At 71.8% G+C, this 15247-nt stretch carries 16 protein-coding genes; 4 read left to right on the top strand and 12 right to left on the bottom strand.

The annotated features are described in order from the left end of the window. Positions 1-7 precede the first annotated feature (7 nt). Both IF78_RS0127995 and IF78_RS0127990 read right to left on the bottom strand, forming a co-directional pair. Positions 8-1057: an LCP family protein gene (locus tag IF78_RS0127995; protein ID WP_031477493.1), complete on the bottom strand. Its 1050-nt coding sequence runs from the start codon at positions 1055-1057 to the stop codon at positions 8-10. 275 nt (positions 1058-1332) lie between these two features. Further along, entirely contained in the window at positions 1333-2469 is a 1137-nt protein-coding gene (locus tag IF78_RS0127990) for a LacI family DNA-binding transcriptional regulator (RefSeq protein ID WP_031477492.1), read from the bottom strand. Positions 2470-2591: 122 nt separating this feature from the next. Here IF78_RS0127990 and IF78_RS0127985 point away from each other — a divergent pair, with 122 nt between their 5' ends. Both IF78_RS0127985 and IF78_RS48570 read left to right on the top strand, forming a co-directional pair. Further along, positions 2592-4928, top strand: coding sequence for a beta-xylosidase/alpha-l-arabinosidase (locus tag IF78_RS0127985; RefSeq protein ID WP_031477491.1), 2337 nt, complete (start codon positions 2592-2594; stop codon positions 4926-4928). A gap of 29 nt (positions 4929-4957) precedes the next feature. Next, positions 4958-5551 carry a hypothetical protein gene (locus tag IF78_RS48570; RefSeq protein WP_031477490.1) on the top strand — a complete coding sequence of 198 codons (594 nt, stop codon included), beginning with the start codon at positions 4958-4960 and terminating at the stop codon, positions 5549-5551. Here the strand turns inward: IF78_RS48570 and IF78_RS49835 are convergent. From IF78_RS49835 to tsaB, 4 genes are read right to left on the bottom strand one after another with little or no spacing between them, the layout of a single operon-like run. Then, the gene (locus IF78_RS49835) at positions 5436-5693 is read right to left on the bottom strand and encodes a hypothetical protein (protein WP_078662616.1); all 258 of its coding nucleotides are present in this window, start codon (positions 5691-5693) and stop codon (positions 5436-5438) included. The two genes, IF78_RS48570 and IF78_RS49835, sit on opposite strands and share 116 nt — an antisense overlap. Further along, complete coding sequence (gene tsaD / locus IF78_RS0127975; RefSeq protein WP_031477489.1) at positions 5690-6817, bottom strand: tRNA (adenosine(37)-N6)-threonylcarbamoyltransferase complex transferase subunit TsaD; 1128 nt, start codon at positions 6815-6817, stop codon at positions 5690-5692. The genes IF78_RS49835 and tsaD overlap by 4 nt, the downstream gene beginning before the upstream one ends. Then, positions 6810-7307, bottom strand: coding sequence for a ribosomal protein S18-alanine N-acetyltransferase (gene rimI, locus IF78_RS0127970; RefSeq protein ID WP_031477488.1), 498 nt, complete (start codon positions 7305-7307; stop codon positions 6810-6812). The genes tsaD and rimI overlap by 8 nt, the downstream gene beginning before the upstream one ends. A 50-nt stretch (positions 7308-7357) precedes the next feature. Continuing rightward, positions 7358-8014, bottom strand: coding sequence for a tRNA (adenosine(37)-N6)-threonylcarbamoyltransferase complex dimerization subunit type 1 TsaB (gene tsaB / locus IF78_RS0127965; RefSeq protein WP_031477487.1), 657 nt, complete (start codon positions 8012-8014; stop codon positions 7358-7360). A gap of 114 nt (positions 8015-8128) precedes the next feature. Between tsaB and IF78_RS0127960 the strand changes: the two genes are divergently transcribed. Beyond that, positions 8129-8683 carry a hypothetical protein gene (locus IF78_RS0127960; RefSeq protein WP_031477486.1) on the top strand — a complete coding sequence of 185 codons (555 nt, stop codon included), beginning with the start codon at positions 8129-8131 and terminating at the stop codon, positions 8681-8683. Positions 8684-8833: 150 nt separating this feature from the next. Here the strand turns inward: IF78_RS0127960 and IF78_RS48970 are convergent, their stop codons facing one another. The 5 genes from IF78_RS48970 to IF78_RS46540 form a co-directional block, all read right to left on the bottom strand. Continuing rightward, complete coding sequence (locus tag IF78_RS48970) at positions 8834-9007, bottom strand: hypothetical protein (RefSeq protein WP_167348335.1); 174 nt, start codon at positions 9005-9007, stop codon at positions 8834-8836. A 165-nt stretch (positions 9008-9172) separates the two neighbouring features. Beyond that, positions 9173-9685, bottom strand: a complete 513-nt coding sequence (tsaE, locus tag IF78_RS0127955; RefSeq protein ID WP_031477485.1) for a tRNA (adenosine(37)-N6)-threonylcarbamoyltransferase complex ATPase subunit type 1 TsaE — start codon at positions 9683-9685, stop codon at positions 9173-9175. Beyond that, positions 9651-10892: an alpha/beta fold hydrolase gene (locus tag IF78_RS0127950; protein WP_031477484.1), complete on the bottom strand. Its 1242-nt coding sequence runs from the start codon at positions 10890-10892 to the stop codon at positions 9651-9653. The genes tsaE and IF78_RS0127950 overlap by 35 nt, the downstream gene beginning before the upstream one ends. 248 nt (positions 10893-11140) lie before the next feature. Beyond that, positions 11141-12307: an alanine racemase gene (alr, locus tag IF78_RS0127945; protein WP_031477483.1), complete on the bottom strand. Its 1167-nt coding sequence runs from the start codon at positions 12305-12307 to the stop codon at positions 11141-11143. 55 nt (positions 12308-12362) lie between these two features. Next, positions 12363-13427, bottom strand: a complete 1065-nt coding sequence (locus IF78_RS46540) for a L,D-transpeptidase family protein (protein ID WP_031477482.1) — start codon at positions 13425-13427, stop codon at positions 12363-12365. Between the two features lie 138 nt (positions 13428-13565). Between IF78_RS46540 and IF78_RS0127935 the strand changes: the two genes are divergently transcribed. After that, positions 13566-13937, top strand: coding sequence for a holo-ACP synthase (locus IF78_RS0127935; protein WP_031477481.1), 372 nt, complete (start codon positions 13566-13568; stop codon positions 13935-13937). A 25-nt stretch (positions 13938-13962) separates the two neighbouring features. Here IF78_RS0127935 and IF78_RS0127930 read toward each other — a convergent pair whose 3' ends face one another. After that, positions 13963-15108 carry a hypothetical protein gene (locus IF78_RS0127930; RefSeq protein WP_031477480.1) on the bottom strand — a complete coding sequence of 382 codons (1146 nt, stop codon included), beginning with the start codon at positions 15106-15108 and terminating at the stop codon, positions 13963-13965. Positions 15109-15247: the final 139 nt, after the last annotated feature.

Genomic DNA, 15247 nt, shown 5'->3' with positions numbered 1-15247 from the left:
TTTTTTCTCAGCGCAGGGACTCCCACAGGCTCCCCGCCTCCGGCTCCTCGGCGACCACCCGGTTGCGGTCCGAAGGCGCCGGCACCACCGGCATCGTCACCGTCCGCACGGCGTCCGACGACAGGCCGCTCAGGCTCTGTCCGAGGCTCATCAGCTCGCTCAGCGAGTCCAGTCCCGTGTCCGTCGTGAGGCTGCCCGTCACCGCGTCGGCGACGCGGTAGAGCTGGGCCGGGTCGGTGAGGAGGGACGTGGCGGAGATCTGGTCCAGGAGGGCCTTCACCAGCTTCTGCTGCAGGCCGATGCGGCCGAGGTCACTGCCGTCGCCTATACCGTGCCGGGTGCGGGCCAGGGCAAGTGCCCGCTCCCCGTCCAGGTGATGCGTGCCTGCCTCCAGTCGGAGGTGGCTGTCCTCGTCGTCGATGTCCTCGTCCGTGGTGACCGTGACACCGCCCAGCGCGTCCACCAGCTTCGCGAAGCCCGAGAAGTCGATCTCGATGTAGTGGTCCATGCGGATGTTCGTGATCGACTCGACCGTCTTCACCGCGCAGACGGGGCCGCCGATCGCGTACGCGCTGTTGAACATCGCGTTGTGGGCCACCTCCGTCGAGCCACCCGACGACAGGGGGCAGGACGGCCGGGTGACGAGGGTGTCGCGCGGGATGCTGACGACCGTCGCCTCGGTGCGGCCGGCGTCGAGGTGGACGACCATCGCCGTGTCCGAGCGGGCACCCGTGCTGCTGCCGCCGCCCAGTTCCTGGTTCTCCTCGCCCCTGCGCGAGTCCGAGCCCAGGACCAGGATGTTCAGGGACCCGGTGGGCAGGGGGGACGCGGACGCCGAGGACTGCGGTGCCGTCATCGCCCTCGGTGGGCGGTTGTCGCCGAGGGCGCTGTTGATGTCGACGCTCGTGATGTTGTCGTTCAGCTGCCAGTAGGCCCAGCCGGCCGTCCCCACGCCCAGCACCAGCGCGCCCACCAGGACGAAGCCGGCGGTCTTCAGCGCCCTCGACCGCCGGCCCGTTCGTCTGCCGTCGTCCCCGTTCTCGTCTCGTCCAGTCACAGAGAGGAACGTAAGTCCGAATTATTACGGCCAGGAACGTCAGACCGGGTTTTCTTCGGAAATTCTCAGACTTCCCCGAAGGTCACCGAACTGCCGTCGGGAACCGTCCCGTTGTACGAGGCGTTACGCCGGTTTCGGTGCGAGATGGTGAGGGCCTGGGCGATGCCAGAGATCTCATTGCGGGGCCCCGAAAGTTTCGGTCGAACAACCGATTGGCTTCGGTGAAGTGTGAGACGCCCCGCAACACCCGTCAAGAGAGCAACAGGCCGCTCCTGCTAAACCGCTGGAGGCTCCCCCGTACTGCTGCGCACCACCAGACTCGTCGCCAGCTCCACCCGAGTCGCCGCCGGCGCTCCCTCCTCCCGCGCCAGGTCGAGGACCAGCTTCGCCGCCGCTTCCGCCATCTCCATCAGCGGCTGCCGTACGGTCGTCAGCGGTGGTCCCACCAGGCGGGTGACCGGCAGATCGTCGAAGCCGACCACGCTCAGGTCCTCCGGAATCCGCAGCCCCAGCTCGCGCGCGGCCTCGTACAGCCCGAGCGCCTGGAGGTCGTTGCCGGTGAAGACGGCGGTCGGCCGGTCCGGGCGGCGCAGCAGTTCCAGGCCCTGCCGGTAGCCGGTCTCGTGATGGAAGTCGCCGGGCCGGATCAGGTCCTGGTCGACCGGGAGCCCCGCCGTTTCCAGGGCCGCGCGGTAGCCGTCGATGCGGGCGCGGCTGCACATCATCCGGGACGGCCCGGTGATCGCACCGATCCTGCGGTGCCCCAGCTCGACCAGGTGCCGGGTGGCGGCGAGGCCGCCCTGCCAGTTGGTGGCCCCGATGGACGGCACGTCGGCGCCCGGGTCGCCCGCCGGGTCCATCACCACGAAGGGGATCGAGCGGCTGGTCAGCAGGGCACGCTGGGACTCGTCCAGGCCGGACAGCACGAGGATGACGCCGTGCGGGCGGCGGGCGGCGACCTGGTCGGCCCAGGTCCGGCCGGGGGTCAGCCGCCCCGCGCTCTCGCTCAGCACCACGCTCAGGCCGGCGTCCCGGGCGACGTTCTCCACACCCCGGATGACCTCCATCGCCCACGCGCTCTCCAGCTCGTGGAAGACCAGGTCGATCAAGGGGGAGCGGCTGGCCTCGGCGCGGCGGCGCCGGTAGCCGTGGGCGCGCAGCAGTCCCTCGACACGGGTGCGGGTGGCCGGGGCGACGTCGGCACGGCCGTTGAGGACCTTCGAAACAGTCGGCGCGGAGACACCGGCCTCGCGGGCGATCTCGGCGAGCGTCGCGGTCTGCGCGGACCGGCCGGTCGTCGATGCCGCGGTCGCGGTCGTCCGGGGTTTCGACGTCGCCGACCGGTTCACCGACTCGGTCGACCGGCTTTCCGAATCTGTCGTCCGGGTTTCAACGGGCTCACGGGCTGTCATGGCGGCGATCGTATCCCTGCGCGGCCTCTTGACGAACCCTTCTCGCCACCCCTAAGTTCCCGGAACATTCGAGGTGAATAACGAAACATTCGCGAGTGGGCCATCGCCCCGACAGGAGTTTCATGACCACCGCCCCCTGGCGCGACCCCGCCCTGCCCGCCGCCGCCCGCGTCGACGACCTCCTCCCCCGGATGACCCTGGAGGAGAAGACCGCCCAGCTGTACGGCGTGTGGGTGGGCGCCGCCACGGACGGCGAGGCACGGGCCGAGGGAGTCGCCCCGCACCAGCACGACATGACCGTCGACTACGACTGGGCCGAGCTGATCACCCACGGCCTCGGCCAGCTCACCCGCTCCTTCGGCACCGCCCCCGTGGACCCGGCGCTGGGCGCGCAGGCACTGGCCCGCGCCCAGCGCCGCATCGCCGAGGCGGGCCGCTTCGGCATCCCGGCGGTGGCCCACGAGGAGTGCCTGGCGGGCTTCACGGCATGGCGGGCCACCGCCTACCCGGTACCGCTGGCCTGGGGGGCGTCGTTCGATCCGCCGCTCATCGAGGAGATGGCCCGGCACATCGGCCGCGACCTGCGCGCGGTCGGCGTGCACCAGGGCCTCGCGCCGGTCCTGGACGTCGTACGCGATCCGCGCTGGGGCCGGGTCGAGGAGACCGTCGGCGAGGACCCGTACCTGACCGGCACGATCGGCGCGGCCTACGTCCGGGGCCTGGAGTCGGCCGGGGTCGTCGCGACGCTCAAGCACTTCGCCGGGTACGCGTCCTCGGCGGGCGCGCGCAACCTGGCGCCGGTACGGGCGGGCGTCCGGGAGTTCGCGGACGTCACCCTCCCTCCGTTCGAGATGGCGCTGCGCGAGGGCGGGGCGCGGTCGGTGATGGCGGCGTACAACGAGACGGACGGCGTGCCGGCCTCGGCGGACCCGGCACTGCTGACCGAACTCCTCCGCGAGCAGTGGGGTTTCACGGGGACGGTCGTGGCCGACTACTTCGGCATCGGCTTCCTTGAGACCCTGCACCGCGTGGCGGGCAGCCCGGCACAGGCGGCGCACGCGGCCCTGGCGGCCGGTATCGACGTGGAGCTGCCGACCGTGAAGTGCTACGGGAAACCGCTGGTGGAGGCGGTCCGGGCGGGCGAGGTCCCGGAGGAGCTGGTGGACCGGGCAGCCCGCCGGGTGCTCCTCCAGAAGTGCGAGCTGGGCCTCCTGGACGAGGACTGGAACCCGGAGCCGCCCACGGAGCGCCTCGACCTGGACTCCCCCGCGAACCGCGCCCTGGCCCGCCGGGTGGCCGAGGAGTCGGTGGTCCTGCTGGACAACCCGGACGGTGTCCTGCCGCTGCCCCCCGACGCCCGTATCGCGGTCGTCGGCCCGCGCGCGGCGGACGCCCTGGCGATGCTGGGCTGCTACTCCTTCCCCTCCCACGTCCTCACGCACCACCCCGAGGTGCCGATGGGCATCGAGATCCCGACGGTCCTGGAGGCGCTGCGCACCGAACTTCCCGACGCCAAGGTGACGTTCGCCGACGGCTGCGGGGTCTCGGACCCGGACACGGCGGGCTTCGAGGAGGCCGTGGCACGGGCCTCGGAGGCGGATGTGTGCCTGGCGGTACTGGGCGACCGGGCGGGGTTGTTCGGGCGGGGCACGTCGGGCGAGGGCTGCGATGTGACGGACCTCCAACTACCGGGAGTGCAAGGCGAGTTGCTGGACAGGCTGGTGGCGACCGGCGTCCCGGTGGTCCTGGTCCTCCTCACCGGCCGCCCGTACGCGCTGGGCCGCTGGCACGGGCGACTGGCCGCCGTCGTCCAGGCGTTCTTCCCGGGGGAGGAGGGCGGCCCGGCAGTCGCGGGAGTGCTGTCGGGCCGCGTCAACCCGTCGGGGCGACTGCCGGTGAGCGTGCCGCGGGTGCCCGGGGGGCAGCCGTGGACGTACCTCCAGCCGCCGCTGGGGCTGGCGGGGGAGGTGAGCAACCTGGATCCGACGCCGTTGTACGCGTTCGGGCACGGGCGGTCGTACACGTCGTTCGCGTGGGAGGCCACGGGGGACGGGGCTGCGGAGGCCGGGGACGCGGAGATCGGCACGGACGGCTCGTACGACATGGCGGTGACCGTCCGCAACACGGGCGACCGCGCGGGCGCGGAGGTCGTGCAGCTGTACCTGCACGACCCGGTGGCGTCGGTGACCCGCCCGGACGTACGGCTGATCGGCTATCAGCGCGTGGAGTTGGCGCCCGGCGAGGCGGCGCGGGTGACCTTCCGGTTCCACACGGATCTCTCGGCGTTCACCGACCGTTCAGGGCGGCGGGTGGTTGAGCCGGGTGCCCTCGAACTACGGTTGGCGGCGTCCAGCGCGGACGTGCGCCACACGGCACGACTGAACCTCACGGGCCCTGTCCGGGTCCTCGGCCCCGACCGGCGGCTCCTCTGTGCGACGGAGGTGTCGGGGGTGGAGTAGCCTCCGCGCCCGAAGGCGACGGGGGAGCCATGGACAGGTTGCTTCACCACGAACTGCGGGCCGCCTTCTCGGTGCTCGCCTCCACTGCCGTCAGCGTGACGGTGGCGTTCCTCGTTCGCGGCTTCCCTTCGGTGGAACCCCGCACGCTGGGGTTCTTCGCCCTCCTGCTCGCCTGGCTCGTGGTCTGGAATCTCCTCAAGATGACCAGGATCAAGGGCTTCAGTGAGGTACGACGGTTCGAGAAGGCGGTCTCCGTCGAGGACACCCGCGCGGTGCTGCCTGCCCATGCCTCCCTGCGCGACAGCTGGTTCAGCCGAGGCCTGTTCTTCCGGTACTTCGTGCCCACGCTGCCCGTGGCCGTGTTCTGGTGGCCGTGGGTGGCCGTGTTCCCCCTGATGTCGGCACTTGACTGGCTGGGCGAGGCCGCGACGGTCGCCCGCTGGGAGCGCGGGAACGGCCTGCTGCTGTGGCGGGGCCACGTCGAGAGCAGGCCGTGGGAACTGTCGGTCAGTCGGCGCCGACCGACTCGAACCGCCAGCGATGCACCGCCCGGGTCACCAACTCCGCCGTCGGCTCCGGGACTTCCGGAAGATCGGCATCGTACGGAGCGTTCCACCACGTGATCACCAGCACCCGGTCCTGGGGCGCCCGGAAGGTCTCCCGGCGCAGGGGCCGGCGCGGCAGCTCCTGAGCCCGGGCCCAGGCCAGCAGCTCCTCGCCCCGCCCGGGAACCGCCCGCGCCTCCCACATGAGCGCGACCGTCACGAGTACAGGTTCTCCTTGCTGACCTCGTGCACATGGTCGTGACCGTGCCCGTGCCCGTGGCCCTGGCTCTCGTCCCCGAAACTCCCCGGCACATGAGGATCCGTCACCGGCAACGAGGAGTCCGCCGACAGGTCCCAGCTGGACGCCGACCGGCCCCGCGCTACCATCTCCGCGCCCAGTGCCGCCACCATCGCCCCGTTGTCCGTGCACAGCTTCGGCCGGGGCACCCGCAGCCGGATGCCGGCCGCCTCGCACCGCTCCTGGGCCAGTGCCCGCAGCCGGGAGTTCGCGGCCACGCCGCCGCCGATCATCAGGTGGTCGACGCCCTCGTCCTTGCAGGCGCGGACGGCCTTGCGGGTCAGCACGTCCACGACCGCCTCCTGGAAGGAGGCCGCGACATCGCGCACCGGAACCTCCTCGCCCGCCGCCCGCTTGGCCTCGATCCAGCGGGCGACCGCCGTCTTCAGGCCGGAGAAGGAGAAGTCGTACGCCGGGTCACGCGGCCCGGTCAGACCGCGCGGGAACGCGATCGCGTCCGGGTCGCCCTCGCGCGCGTACCGGTCGATGACCGGACCGCCGGGGAAGCCGAGGTTCAGCACCCGGGCGATCTTGTCGAAGGCCTCGCCCGCCGCGTCGTCGATCGTCGCGCCCATCGGGCGGACGTCGGAGGTGATGTCGGAGGACAGCAGCAACGAGCTGTGCCCGCCGGACACCAGCAGCGCCATCGTCGGCTCCGGCAGCGCGCCGTGCTCCAGCTGGTCCACGCAGATGTGCGAGGCCAGGTGGTTGACGCCGTAGAGCGGCTTGCCCAGCGCGTACGCGTACGCCTTCGCCGCCGATACGCCGACCAGCAGCGCGCCCGCCAGACCGGGACCGGCGGTCACCGCGATGCCGTCCAGGTCGCGGGCGCTCACCCCGGCCTCCTTCAGCGCGCGGTCGATGGTCGGGACCATCGCCTCCAGGTGCGCCCGGGAGGCGACCTCCGGCACGACGCCGCCGAAGCGGGCGTGCTCGTCGACGCTGGAGGCGACGGCGTCGGCGAGCAGCGTGGTGCCGCGGACGATGCCGACGCCGGTCTCGTCGCAGGACGTCTCGATGCCGAGGACGAGGGGTTCGTCAGTCATTGGTCTCGGTTCCTTGTACGGAAGGTGAACCCGCGGCGGAGCCGCTGTTGGATTTGGTGGTCAGTCGCATCACCAGCGCGTCGATGTTCCCCGGCTGGTAGTAGCCGCGCCGGAAGCCGATCGCCTCGAAGCCGTAGCGCTCGTAGAGCTTCTGCGCGCGGACGTTGTCCACGCGGCACTCCAGCAGCACCTCGGCGCACTCGAAGTCGCTCGCGGCGCGCAGCAGTTCGGTGAGGAGACGGCCGCCGAGCCCCGTGCCCCAGTGGTCACGGGCGACGGCGATGGTCTGGATGTCGGCGAGGTCCCCTGAGGACGCGAGGCCGGCGTATCCCACGACCCGGTCGGGCCCCTCGGCGACGACATAGCGCCGGGTCGCCTCGGGCCCGCGCGCATGGGCCAGTTCGGACCAGAACATGCCCCGGGACCAGGCGTCCTCGGGGAACAGGTCCTTCTCCAGCTCCAGCACGGAGTCGATGTCCCACCAGCGCATCTCGCGCAGCACGGGACCGGAGGGAGTGGCGGAAGGGGTCACGGGCTCGGTCACTTGGGGGTGACCACCTTGTAGTTCTTGGGGACCTGGGCGTCGGGCCGGCGCAGGTACAGCGGCCGGGGCGCGGGGAGTTCCTCGCCCGCCGCGAGCCTCTCGGCGGCCAGACCCGCGAGGGCGGCCGCCGACACGTGCTCGGGTTCGTGGGCGCTGGGGAAGGTGTCGGGGTACAGCAGCGCGCCCGCGCCGACGGCGGGCAGTCCTGCCACCTGGTCGGCGATGTCGGCGGGCCGGTCGACGGCCGGGTCGGTCAGGCGGGTGCGGGAGTCGGCGTACCGCGCCCAGTAGACCTCCTTGCGCCGGGCGTCGGTCGCGACGACGAAGGGACCCTTCTCGATGTCGGCGGCGTAGGCGAGTCCGTCCAGCGTGCACACGCCGTGCACGGGGACGCCGAGGACCAGCCCGAAGGTGTCGGCGGTCATCAGACCGACGCGCAGTCCGGTGTAGGGGCCGGGTCCGAGGCCCACGACGATGCCGGTGACGGCGTCGAGTTTCACACCGGCCTCGGCGAGGACCCGGTCGACGGCCGGCAGCAGCAGCTCGCCGTGCCGGCGCGCGTCCACCTGGCTCGACGAGGCGATGACGTCCGTACCGTCGTGCAGCGCGACGGTGACGGCGGGGGTGGCGGTATCCAGAGCGAGCAAGAGCACGCAAACAGCCTACGGCGCTCGCGGCTCGGGAAGCGCCGCCCCGGTCGGGCGTCCGGCGACTGCTACGGTCGAGCGAAAGCGCGACGTACGACCGAACAACCGAGGTGGGCGACGGTGGCAAGCAGCAGCGCCGGATTCGTGGCGGGGCTCACCCTGGCAGCCCTCGCGTCCGTCGGCTTCCTCGCCTACCAGGCCGCGGCGAGCGTCCCGGACGGCCTGGGCAGGCCGCACGCGACGAACTCACCCGACGTGGGTACCGCCCAGACGCCCGACGGCCGCAAGGACCCCACCGCGCTGCCCGCCGGGTCCGGTACGGGTGTGCGGGTCGTGTACTCGGTGGGCGGCGAGCGAGTGTGGCTGGTCGGTGAGGGCGACAAGGTCAAGCGCACGTTCCGCGTCTCCCCCGGAACGGTCGACCCCGCGCCGGGCGTCTACTCGGTGACGTCCCGCTCCAACTCGATCACCGGCACCGACGGCACCCCCGTCGAGCACGTCGTCCGCTTCACCGAGGTGGAGGACATCACCATCGGCTTCAGCGCCGCCGTGGACGGCGCGACCCCGGTGCCCGCCCCGACGGCGAAGACGGGCGGCATCCGCGAGTCCCGCGCAGACGGCAACGCGATGTGGGAGTTCGCAACAATCGGCCGCCTGGTGGCAGTAATCCCCTGAACAGACCGGGCAACGGTCACGGCAACGCCGCAAGGGGCGCGGGGCTGTACTGAATATGCGGCTCCGCCGCGTGAGCGCGACCAGCCCCCACGGCGCCGCAGACGCACAACGACACCATCCCGGCACAACCCAGCGGCACCACCAGCGGAGCTAAGCCGCTTCGCGATGCCCGTGCCCAGCAGCCCCCCGCTCCACCTCCGGCTCAGGAGCACGCGGAGGCGTCGAGATCACCTTCGCGGCGGCACCGGCCGCCAGCAGATCACGCATGGACACCCCGGCGACAACCTGCGGCCGCTGCTGGACCTTGTTCTCTGAAGCCGGCATGGACGCCTCCTGGGGCCGGGGGCGGACGTAGTTAGGTACACCTAACTACGGACTGGATACCATGTGACCACGGGCAAGACCACGAACGCAATATCTTGCCGACGTCTTGTCGGAATGTTCATGCGAGCCGACCCCGCTCCGGCCCCCGCCCCGCAGGGCCCCCGTTCAGGCGGACAGCACGCTCAGATCCACCGCGGCCCAGCGCTCCCCGAGCCCGGTGACGGTCACGTGCCGCACCTCGTCCGTCGTATCGCCCACCGCCCGGTGGATCACGACCTGCAACCGCTCCTCGGTCAGCTCCTCGACCTTGCCCTCGCCCCACTCCACGACGATCACCGACTCGGGCAGCGAGACGTCGAGGTCGAGGTCCTCCATCTCGTCCAGGCCGCCGGACAGCCGGTAGGCGTCGACATGGACGAGCGGCGGCCCGTCGACCAGGGAGGGGTGCACACGGGCGATCACGAAGGTCGGGGACGTGACCGCGCCCCTCACCCCCATCCCCTCGCCGAGCCCCCGGGTCAGCGTCGTCTTGCCCGCGCCGAGCTCCCCGCTGAGCATCAGGAGGTCGCCCGCGCGCAGCAGCTTGGCGAGGCGGCGGCCCAGTTCCCGCATCTGTTCGGGAGAAGTGACGGTGAGCTCGATGTCACCCGCGTTGCGCGGTGCTGCTGGTGCTTCCATAGCCACTTACGGTAGCCCCTGCGGGCACGGCACCCGCCCGGGTGAGCAGGTCGGCCAGCCGGTCGGTGACCACTTCCGGATGCTCCAGCATCACCAGGTGCCCGGCGTCCGGCACCAGGACCAGCTCGGCCTCCGGCAGCAGGTCGGCGATCGCCTCGCTGTGCTCGCTGGGCGTGACGAGGTCGCCCACCCCGGCCAGGACGAGCACCGGCATGTCGGTGAAGAGGGCGAGCGCCTCGGTCTTGTCGTGGTCGGCGAAGGCCGGGTAGAACTCCGCGACCACGTCGATCGGCGTTCCCTCGATCATCCGCTCGGCGAACCGGGCGACGGCCGGGTCGACGTCCCGGGACGAGAACGAGTACCGCTTGATGATCCCCGCGAACAGGTCGGCGGTGGCCCGGCGGCCCTTCTCCACCAGCTCGGCCCGCTGCCCCAGCGCCCTGAGTACGCCCGGCAGCACCCGCCGAATGGCATTCACCCCGGCGACGGGCAGCCCGAAGTTGACCTCGCCGAGATTCCCGGACGACGTGCCGACGAAGGCGGTGGCGACGACCCGGTCGCGGATCAGCTCCGGGAACTGGTCGGCCAGCGCCATCACCGTCATCCCGCCCATGGAGTGCCCGACCAGCACGAGCGGCCCCTCCGGCGCGGCCGCGTCGATGACGGCCTTGAGGTCGCGCCCGAGCTGCTCGATGTCGACGTGGATGCCGTCCTGCGTCTGGGCCACGCCCCGCCCGGACCGGCCGTGGCTGCGCTGGTCCCAGTGCACGGTGCGTACGACGCCCCGCAGCGCTGCGCGCTGGAAGTGCCAGGAGTCCTGGCTGAGGCAGTAGCCGTGGCTGAAGACGACGGTGACGGGGGCCGGTGCCTTGCGGCCGAAGAGCCGTCGCCGGCGCGGGGTGAGGGCGGGGGCGGCCTCGGGGTCGATGTCGTCGACCTCGTAGTACAGCTCCGTGCCGTCGTCGGCCTGCGCCTTGCCGGGTGTGCCGCGCAGCGAGCCGTACGGTCCCGCCGAGTCGAGGGCGAGCCGGGCCTTCTGCCGCATGCCGCGGCCCACCGTCATCCGCTCTATGGCGACGCCGGCCGCGGCGCCCGCCGCGATCACGCCTATCGCCGCACCGGCGATACCGGTCGCCCTGCGCCAGTTCGCGGCCGCCCCCGTGGCGGAGGCGACGGCCGCGACGGCCTCCGCGCTGCTCTCGCTCACGTACCGCTCCTCTTCGCTGGGTCGGGTGGTGCCTGTGTGACGTGGATGATGCTGTGTGGCGTAGGTGATCGATGGTGCCGGTGTTCGGTTCGGTGTGCCCTACGGGTTACCCGTCTCGTTCCTCATTCACATAGACGCACTCCTATGGACGCATGCCCGCGCACGCATTCCTAGGACCACAATCACGTAGACATACCGCGTGGCAGCACCACGGGGCCGCGTCACCTGACCGCATCACAGCGAACGCATCACATGGACGCATCCCTATAGACGCGGGGAACGCGCGTTCCGATCCGGGTGACGATTTCGTACGCGATGGTCCCCGCGGCCTGCGCCCAGTCCTCGGCGGTGGGCTCACCGCGGTCGCCGGGCCCGAACAGGACGGCCTCCGCGCCCGGCTCGGGCTCGTCCCCGCCCAGGTCGACGACGAACTGGTCCATGGCGATCCGTCCGGCGACCGTCCGCCACTTGCCGCCGACCAGCACGGGCCCGGCGCCGGAGGCGTGCCGCGGGACGCCGTCGGCGTAGCCGAGGGGGACGAGGCCGAGGGTGGTCTCGCCGGGGGTGGTGTAGCGGTGCCCGTAGCTGACGCCGTGGCCGCCCGGCACATGCTTGACCAGCGCCAGGGATGCCGAGAGCGTCATCACCGGCCGCAGCCCGAAGTCGGCGGGGCTGCCGAGCTCGGGGCTGGGCGAGATGCCGTAGGTCGCGATCCCGGTGCGCACCAGGTCGAAGTGGCTGTCCGGGAGGGTGAGGGTGGCGGGCGAGTTGGCGATGTGCCGCACCTCGGGGCGCACGCCCCGCTCCTCGGCGTACGACACCATCTCCCGGAAGCGGTCCAGCTGGGCGGCGATGGAGGGATGCCCGGGCTCGTCGGCGCACGCGAAGTGGGACCACAGCCCGGTGATCCGGATCAGCCCGTCGGCCTCGGCCCGCAGGGCCTCGCGGACCAGCTCGGCCCAGTCGTCACCCGGCTGGCAGCCGCCCCGCCCGAGCCCGGTGTCGGCCTTGAGCTGCACGCGCGCGGCGGCGCCGGCCCGTCCGGCGGCCTCGGTGACCTCCCGAAGGGCCCACATCCCGCTCACGGAGACGTCGAGATCGGCCTCGATGGCCTCCCGCCAGGGCCCGCCCGGCGTCCACAGCCAGCACATGATCCGTACGCCGTCCAGCCCGGCGGCCCGCAGCACCAGGGCCTCCTCGGGCGTGGCCGTACCCAGCCACTGGGCGCCCGCCTCGACGGCCGCGCGGGCGCACCGCACCGCCCCGTGGCCGTACGCGTCCGACTTCACGACGGCCATCAGGGCCGCGCCGGGCGCGAGGGCGCGCAGGGTCCGCACGTTGGCCCGCAGGGCGGCCAGATCGATCTCGGCGCGGGCGCGCAGGGGGGCGGTTCGCAGGGCTGTTGTTTCTGTCATCGCGCCCCCAGTGTCTCAGAGGGGTCCGACAACGCCGCCGCGCCGGACCCCTGACCTACTCCTCCAGCCGGTGGCCCCACACGTACACCCGGTCGCGGTTCTTCAACAGCCCCCACAGCCTCCGGGCGTCGTCCAGGGTCATGTTGACGCAGCCCATGGAGCCCACGGCGGTGTGGAGGTTGCCGTAGACGCCGTGGAAGGCCTGGCCGCCGCTGAAGAACTGGGAGTAGGGCATGGGGCTCTTGTAGAGCGACGACACGTGGTTCTTGTGCCGCCAGTAGATCGCGTGCCACCCGGTCCGCGTCCCGTACCCCTCCCGTCCGCTGCGGATGGGCACCGGCCCGAACACGACCCCCTTGCCCTTCTGCACCCAGGTCAGCTGCCGGTCGAGATCGACACAGGCGACCCGGTACGCCCGCACCGGGCACTTCTTCTCGGCGTTCGGGTTCTTACGGGCGGAGACGAGCTGCATGGTGGCCCATGTCACAGGCCCGGCGAACCCGCTGGCGGGCTCGATCCTGTGCTTGGTCTGGAAGGCGCGGATGGCCCGGCAGTCGGCGACCGACTGCTCCCCGTCCACCTCCAGCTTCAGCCACCGCTCGACCCGCCGCTGGTGCGGCCCCGTCCGCTCACTGCACTCCACCTCCTCGGTGGCCTCCTCACGAGGGACGTACTCCACGGGGTCGAACGCCCCCTCCGCCGCGTCCTGCGGCTCGACGGCGTCCTCCTCGGGGCTGGGTGTGTACACCTCGGGCGGCAGCGCCTGGTCGGGCGTGTCGGTCTGCCCGGGCGCGAACGGGTTCAGGGGGATGCCGGGCACGAGTTCGGCCTGCGGGTCGGAGGCCGGGGGCGTGGGATCGGCCTGCGGGGCGGGAGTCGGAGGTGCGAGGTCGCCTTGCGGGTCGGAAGCCGGGGCGAGGTCGGCCTGCGGGTCGGAAACCGGCGCGAGGTCGGCTTGCGAGTCGGAAACCGGGTCGGCCTGCGTTGCGGGAGCCGAGGGTGCGAGGTCGGCCTGCGGGTCGGAAACCGGGGCCGCCGGGTCGAAATGCGGTCCGGAAGCCGGGGGCGCCGGGTCGGCCTTGGCGCTGCCGACGGGCAGCAAGGTGGCCGCAGCGAGCACCAAGGCGATGCTCCGACATGCGATACGTCCGCTCATCATGCGCACAGGGAAGCGTGGGGGCCCGCGGTGCGAGGGGTGCCGCGCGGCGGGGTCACTCTTTTGAGCACCCGTCTTTCGAGGCCCCATAGGGTGCTGGGCATGAGCATCATCGGGGTCGGAATCGACGTGGCCGAGATCGACAGGTTCGGGGCGGCACTGGAGCGCACCCCCGGACTGGCCGAACGGCTGTTCCTGGACAGCGAGTTGCTTCTGCCCAGCGGCGAACGCCGGGGCGTCGCCTCGCTCGCGGCCCGCTTCGCGGCCAAGGAGGCCCTCGCGAAGGCGCTGGGCGCACCGGCGGGCCTGCTCTGGACGGACGCGGAGGTCTTCGTCGAGGACAGCGGCCGGCCACGCCTGCGGGTCACGGGGACGGTGGCGGCCCGGGCGGCCGAACTGGGCGTACGGTCCTGGCATGTGTCGCTGAGCCATGACGCCGGGGTGGCGTCGGCGGTGGTGGTGGCGGAGGGCTGAGCCCCCGCCACCGGGCGGGCCCGCGTCAGCAGATGGACTGGCTGGTGTTCACCCGCGTGATGTTCCGGAACGTGGTGTTCTCACCGCACGGACTCTCCCTGATGGCCGAGTTGGTCACGGTCAGGTTCTGCACGGTGATGTCCCGGTTGTTCGGGAACTCGGACCGGGCCGCGAGCCGAAGCTCACCGCCACCACTGATCGTCCCGCTCCGGGCGGCGAGGTTGACGTTGTAGCAGTTCTCGATCAGCACCGAGTTGTTGCCGGTGTTGTTGATGGTCACCCGGTCGATGACGGCCCCACCGCTCTCGGACACGCAGAACACCCCGCGCCCGCCGCCGCGCGCGATGACCTCGCCCACCCGGATGTTGGTCGGGTAGGAACTGCCCACGCGCCCGTTGCGGTTGGCCATACGGAACGCGGCGTATCCGGTGCCCGTGCCGGCGTTTTCGGCGTCGACCTTGGTGACGGTGGCGTTGATGGTCTGGTTGAACAACAACCCCGACTCGCCGACATTGCGCGCGGTGACCGTCCCGATGGTGATGCCGTCGACGCCGTACGTCTCCACGGCGTGGCTGGAGGCCCCGGAGACGTACACGTTGTCGATCCGGACGTTCCGCGTCCACTGGCTGGTGTCCCCGCGGTTGTCGATCCGCACGCCCAGCCCCGCCGAGAGCCGCATGTCGATCTGCCCGAGAACGACGTTCTGGACGTTCCGCATGAAGACGCCGTACAGCGGGCTGCCGGTGAGGTTCAGGTGCTGGACCTCCACGTCCCGGGTGCCGCGGGAGTAGACGGGCGCCTGGTCGCCGGAGCCGCTGCCGGTGACGTTGATGGTGCCGCAGACGTCGAGCACGGTGTAGCTGGGCAGGGAGATGCGCGACCCGGCGGACATGGCTCCCGAACCCCGCACCACCACCCGCTCCTTGGCGGTACGCCCGGAGGTGAGGCTGTTCACGGCGGCCTGAACGGCGGCCCGCATGTCACCGCCCGCGTAGACGGTGCTGTTGCCGCGCCGCGCGGTCCAGGTGCCGCCGCTGAGCACGGCTTCGGCCTGGTAGGAGCCTTCGCCGCAGGCGGCGGCGACGGCGGGGGTCGGGGCGGTGAGGGTGCCGGCGGCGGCGAGGAGAGCGGTGGCGCAGGCGGCGGTGAGGAGGGCGGCTTTGCGTCCCATGGGGGCTTCCTCTCATCGAACCGATCCCGTCGAAGCGATGTGGTCGCGGCGATCCCGTCACGGCGATCCCGTCGAAGCGATCTCGTCTCGAAGCGATCTCATCGAACCCAATTCGACTGAATCGATTCATCCTGTGGGG

The organism is Streptomyces bicolor (assembly GCF_000719285.1).
Taxonomy (GTDB): domain Bacteria; phylum Actinomycetota; class Actinomycetes; order Streptomycetales; family Streptomycetaceae; genus Streptomyces; species Streptomyces bicolor.
Note: the sequence above shows the minus strand (reverse complement) of the source record. Positions and strands in the feature narration are given on the sequence as shown.

Coding starts and splice junctions, on each gene's coding strand:
- tsaD (WP_031477489.1), bottom strand. CDS start 6,817: ATGACTGACGAACCCCTCGTCCTCGGCATCGAGACGTCCTGCGACGAG.
- IF78_RS0127985 (WP_031477491.1), top strand. CDS start 2,592: ATGACCACCGCCCCCTGGCGCGACCCCGCCCTGCCCGCCGCCGCCCGC.
- IF78_RS0127930 (WP_031477480.1), bottom strand. CDS start 15,108: ATGGGACGCAAAGCCGCCCTCCTCACCGCCGCCTGCGCCACCGCTCTC.
- tsaE (WP_031477485.1), bottom strand. CDS start 9,685: ATGGAAGCACCAGCAGCACCGCGCAACGCGGGTGACATCGAGCTCACC.
- rimI (WP_031477488.1), bottom strand. CDS start 7,307: ATGCGCTGGTGGGACATCGACTCCGTGCTGGAGCTGGAGAAGGACCTG.
- IF78_RS48570 (WP_031477490.1), top strand. CDS start 4,958: ATGGACAGGTTGCTTCACCACGAACTGCGGGCCGCCTTCTCGGTGCTC.
- IF78_RS48970 (WP_167348335.1), bottom strand. CDS start 9,007: ATGCCGGCTTCAGAGAACAAGGTCCAGCAGCGGCCGCAGGTTGTCGCC.
- IF78_RS0127935 (WP_031477481.1), top strand. CDS start 13,566: ATGAGCATCATCGGGGTCGGAATCGACGTGGCCGAGATCGACAGGTTC.
- alr (WP_031477483.1), bottom strand. CDS start 12,307: ATGACAGAAACAACAGCCCTGCGAACCGCCCCCCTGCGCGCCCGCGCC.
- IF78_RS0127990 (WP_031477492.1), bottom strand. CDS start 2,469: ATGACAGCCCGTGAGCCCGTTGAAACCCGGACGACAGATTCGGAAAGC.